Source organism: Methanospirillum sp., assembly GCF_028679455.1.
Taxonomy (GTDB): Archaea; Halobacteriota; Methanomicrobia; order Methanomicrobiales; family Methanospirillaceae; genus Methanospirillum.
Genome location: NZ_JAJRBM010000344.1, coordinates 1 through 5,381, shown reverse-complemented (window position 1 = coordinate 5,381; position 5,381 = coordinate 1). Strand labels below are relative to the sequence as shown.

General features: G+C 41.3%; 2 protein-coding genes. Both read right to left on the bottom strand.

Annotated elements, in window-relative coordinates; all coding sequences use genetic code 11:
• Nucleotides 1-24: 24 nt before the first annotated feature.
• Nucleotides 25-3,021, bottom strand: coding sequence for a PAS domain S-box protein (locus tag LUQ50_RS11775; protein WP_300040030.1), 2,997 nt, complete (start codon nt 3,019-3,021; stop codon nt 25-27).
• A gap of 126 nt (nt 3,022-3,147) precedes the next feature.
• On the bottom strand, nt 3,148-4,896 hold the full coding sequence (locus tag LUQ50_RS11770) for a sensor histidine kinase (protein ID WP_300040029.1): 1,749 nt from the start codon (nt 4,894-4,896) through the stop codon (nt 3,148-3,150).
• Nucleotides 4,897-5,381: the final 485 nt, after the last annotated feature.

The following is a 5,381-nucleotide window of genomic DNA, read 5'->3' as shown; positions in this document are numbered from 1 at the left end:
TTATATTTTGCATGCCCCATAAAATCAAATATTACGATATGTTCCATTCGGAATAAAAATCTCAAATGTTGCTCCCTTCCCTGCTTTTCCGGTCTCCCGGATGCTCATTCCGGTAATTGACAAAATCTCATGAATCAGGAACAACCCAAGACCAGTATTTTTCCCAACCCCACGTTCAAAAATCTGTTCCTTCATATCATCAGGAATGCCAATCCCGTTATCTTCCCAGATTATAGTAATCCCTTCATGGTCAGCACGATAGAAAACACGTATCTCCGTTACGTTCTCACCATGCCTGATGGAATTATCGAGAAGGTTAAAAAATACTTTTTCAAGCATCGCATCTGCATAGAGTTCCAGTTCGTGAACATCTGATTCGAATACCAATGCATCCGTGATTGGTAACCGATCCAAAATCGGTTCGAGTTTCTGCCATTGGGGTTCAGTAGTACCGATATCCTGATAGATTCGCGTGAATTCTATTTGTGACTGTATCTGTTTTGTCGCTGATTCTATCCATTTACAATAATCAGCCAAATTTGGATCATTAATATCTTCCTTTGCCAGATACAGGAAACTTAAAATTGTGGTGATCTTATTTTGGATATCATGCCGGGTAATACTCGTCATCAGATTCAGTTTTCGGTTTGCCTGTCTGAGTGCTTCTTCTGCACGTTTCCGATCGGTAATATCCTGGCTGATAATTTCATGATAGAGAATGATACCGTTTTCATCCTTTACCAGGCGTGAATTCAACATACCCCACATCGTTTCTCCGTTCTTACAACGGAACTGGGCTTCAAAATTTTTCAAATATCCAGTTTTTCGTATGATCTGTCTCGCGTTTTCACCAGTTAAAGGATCCAGAAACACCTGGGAGATCACATCAGGGACCGACTGAATCAATTCATCTGCGGTATCGTATTTCAGAAGTTTTGCGGCCTGAGAATTAGCACTTATTATCTTACCTTCAAGAGACATTTTGAATATTCCAATAACCGCATTTTCATAAATATCACGGTACTGTTTCTCGCTCTCAATAAGTGCTTTTTCTGCCAATTTTCTATCAGTAATATCCTGGAATGTTCCTTCTACCCCTAATATCTCTCCCGCTGAATTGTAATTGAGATGACTAGCGGTTAAAACCACCACCGGCTCACCGGTTTTTTTCTTTAAGGTTACTTCATAACCGGAAACGACCCCATTTTTGTAGACTTCTTCAAGAAATTTATCTCTATCTCCTGGATTGAAGTAGAAATCCTCTGCGATATTCCTGCCTATGCATTCAGATAGATCATTATATCCAAGCAGTAATGCCCATGAATTGCTAGCCCTGATCAGCCTGCCTTCGATATCGCTACGGTAATAGACCGTCTGGATCTGGTTCAGCAGATTGATATACTCCTTATTAGCCGCGATCAGTTCATCTTCTACTTTCTTCCGGTCCGAGATATCCAACAGGGATGCAACACTCTGTAATGTATCTGGAATAACATCAATTGTCAAAAAAATGTAATGTATTTTTCCAGAACGGGATTGGAACCTGAACTCGTAATGCATGAGGGCTTTCTCATGATTTTGTCTCCTTAAATGGTGTTGAGTTCTCATCATCTCAATATCTTCGGTGACAACAAACTCCATCCAAGTCTTTTTATTCTCAATCTCATCCTTTGAATATCCACTAAGCCGTTCGAATTCTGAGTTTGCCAGACAGATCGTACCATCATTTTCCAGAAGGGTGGTTGCAGTTCCGGTTGTCTCAAATAATGTCCGGTATTTCTTCTCACTTTCAATGAGTGCCACTTCAGCTCTTTTATTATTGGTAATATCCTGGCCAACCGACTGATATTCAACTAATTTTCCGGAAGTATTGAAAATAGCATGATCGCTCCATCGTTGCCAACGGATACTGCCATTAGGCATAATGATCCGGTGCTCGATAATATCGGCCGGGTGTTCAGGAGTAAGGGAATCAAAAAATTGCTGTAACTGTTCTATGTCTTCAGACGGGATATCTGGTTTGAATCGACGGCCGATGATCTCTTCCCGTGTGAAACCAAAATACTTGCAATATGCATCGTTCACAAAAACATGTGTCCCATCAGGAAGGAACCGGGTAATAAATTCGGTCTGTTCTTCTACAACATTCCGATATCGCTCCTCGCTCTCCTGCAGGGCTTGTTCTATCTGTTTTCTGTCGGTTATATCCCGAATTGATTCAATAGCACCGATCCGTTTATTCTGAATATCATACAGGGGTGCTCCGGTTACCCATATATATGCCCCTTTTCCCCCAAAGAGTGCAGGAGTGAATGCCTCCGCATAAATATTCTGACCATCTCTCTGCAGTGACTGATATAAAGAGGTTATCTCATTATCTTCCCTATCAATGAGATCAAGGAGTTGTTTTCTTCTGGTACCATAGAATGGGACCGTGTAGGCATAGTCACCTTTGCCAATCATATCGTCCTTTCTAATACCAGTCATTACTTCCATGGCCCGATTCCATGCAATTACCACCCCCTCATTATTAATGGCAAATGTTGCATCCGGAAAAAAGTCAATAATGTCAGCAATTTTTTTCTGTGACTCAAGGAGCTCAGATTCAGCTCGTCTTCGCAATACGGTGTGGCGAATTTTGTTAGAAAGTTCTGCAAACTGTGCTGCTGGATCCCCCCCCTTCTGAAGATAGAAATCAGCACCATTATTCAATGCCTCGATAACTACTTCTTCACGCCCTTTCCCGGTAAATAAGATAAATGGAGTGAGGTTCCCTTCAGTCTTCAGACGTTTGAGAAATTCAATGCCATCCATCATTGGCATCTGATAATCAGATATGATGGTGTCAAATGAGTGAATTTGAGAGGATTTCAGAGCTTGCAGTGCAGAATTCATGGTTTCAACTTTGAATTCTCCTGAACGCTCTAAAAATAACTTGCATAGCGTTAGAAGATCTTCCTCATCGTCTACATAGAGGATAGAGATCTGTTCGTTTTCTGATCGCAATTTCTCATCTGTCATCTTGAATCCAACGTATGCAAATTTTTCTTGATTTTAATTTTATCCAAAACGGCAAATATTAATACGTTTTTTGATAGTTACTGATGTAATTAGATACACAAGTATCTTTTGGAGAAAAATGAACGGTTATCGTGGTATCATTATCGGGAGAAAAACCATGAATGAACTCCCTTCCCCAATCTTACTCTCCACCGTTATTCTTCCTCCATGTAGGCCTACCAGTTTTTTGCAGATCGAAAGTCCCAGACCGGTCCCTTCTTGTTTCCGGGTAGTCCCGGAATCAACCTGGCGAAATGGCTGAAACAGTATGTTAAGATCTTCTTCCCGAATCCCAATACCGGTGTCCCGTACTGAAAGAACCACCTCGTCTGAAGTGACCTGGGTATTCAGGGTAATTGTTCCCATATCGGTAAATTTGATTGCATTACTCAGTAAATTCATTACGATCTGTTCGATCCGTCGCTTATCACCTGATACCATCCCGGTTTGTGGATCCAGGTTCATCTCAATCGTAATCCCCTTCTTACTGGCTAATGGCTGTAGGGCTGTAACAACCGATTTGACAGATGGGATAATTTCAACAGGCTCATTAGCAATTTTCAGTTCTCCGGACTCTATCTTTGAGATGTCGAGCACATCATTAATGAGAGCCAGAAGATGTTCGGCACTGTGCTGAACCATGCCCAGTTGCTTCTTTTGTTCAGTATTGAGTGGCCCAGCCAGATCCATGAGGAGAATTCCAACAAATCCGATGATTGAATTAAGGGGGGTTCGTAGTTCATGAGACATCGTCGCAAGGAAAGCTGATTTCAGTCTGTCTGATATTTCTGCCTTATTTTTTGCTATTTCTAGTTCATCGTGGGAGTTTCTCAGGGTTATTTCATCTTCCCTGACCTGTTTCAGGGCCCGGTTAAGATTGTTTTTCGTCTTCCAGGTATATGACAATAGAATCGAAAGCATAATGATACCTGCTATGATTCCAAAAATCGTCTGCCAGTATTGATTGAACACTTCCTGGACTGTTGGTTTGCCATAATTCTCATATGGAGGAAGATTAAGTCGTCGGAGAAGATTATGAACGGTTGTGTGATCCTGGGGAACAGTCCAGCCGGCTCCATTCATCGCCAGAGTAGCAGGATCATCGGATTTCATCATAAGAAGGGCAACAGCAACCTTCTTGCTCAGCTCTTGATCAACCCCGGAAACTGACGCAAATGACCATTCAGGATACAGACTGGTGGAAAGGAGGTAGAGGTATCCGGGATTGCGTTCATTCTGATTATGGAGAACCTTAATTTCCTTAAGGTTGATCAGACCTTCTTTATTCATCCGTTCGAGTTGGGTGCTTCTCACAGATCCGGCATCCTCCTGACCGGTTATGACAGCATAAACCACTGCATCCTGGACCCCGGTGAAATTAAGGGAGGCAAAATCCTTGTCAGGGTATATCCCAACACTGAGAAATTCTCCCAGAACTGCCTGCCAACCACCGAGGGACTCAGGATCAACGGCTATGAAACGTTTCCCTTTTAGATCTGAGAGGGTATTAATATCTGACCGGTCTGAACGTGTAAAGATAACACCACCGAACAACGATTCAGGATTTGGATCTCCAGGTACCTGCAGCGATGCAATGCGCTGGACAAGACCATAATATTCGAGATTTGTGCAGATCGACGGGTTTGAAGATATAAATGAGACTTCTTTCTTTTTCACAGCGGTAATGGTTTCATTATAACCATATGGCACGATGATAAACTTCAGCGGAGCGAGTATTTTACTTAGATATTCTGCCGTGGGTCCCCATTCCTGCAGAGCGATCTCTTCCCCCCGGTTTGCAATAACACCAATACGGATGGGCGAATTTGGATTCAATTCCCCAACTGAAACATTAGAATCGGGTTGTTTCTTTGTGTTTTCATCAAGGGAAGGTATTAAAGAATCTGATATATCAGCGTGTATGGGTCCAAAAAGAAAACAACACAGGAAGAAGAGTATGAAGATAATGACCGTGTGATTCTTATTTTTTTGAATAATAAACACCCCGATACTCTTATCAAAATTGTAAATGAGAATCTGATTGAATAGGCATGGTTCTCACTCTCACCATGTTCTCATTCTTTAATTTTATTTAAATGTTCGGAATAATCAGGTGCCTAAAAATACCGACATTATCCAATATCTTGTGAAGTTCTAATCAGAAACCGTATCTCCTATATCTGTTTGTGGTTATGATAACTGAATGAATTCAGCACCAAAAATATGTATCATGCTAGGTATCAAAAATTTGTCGATTTAGGGAGATATTTCTCATTAATTCTGCTTACAAATATACCTTCATACTGTTTTAACCAAAACCC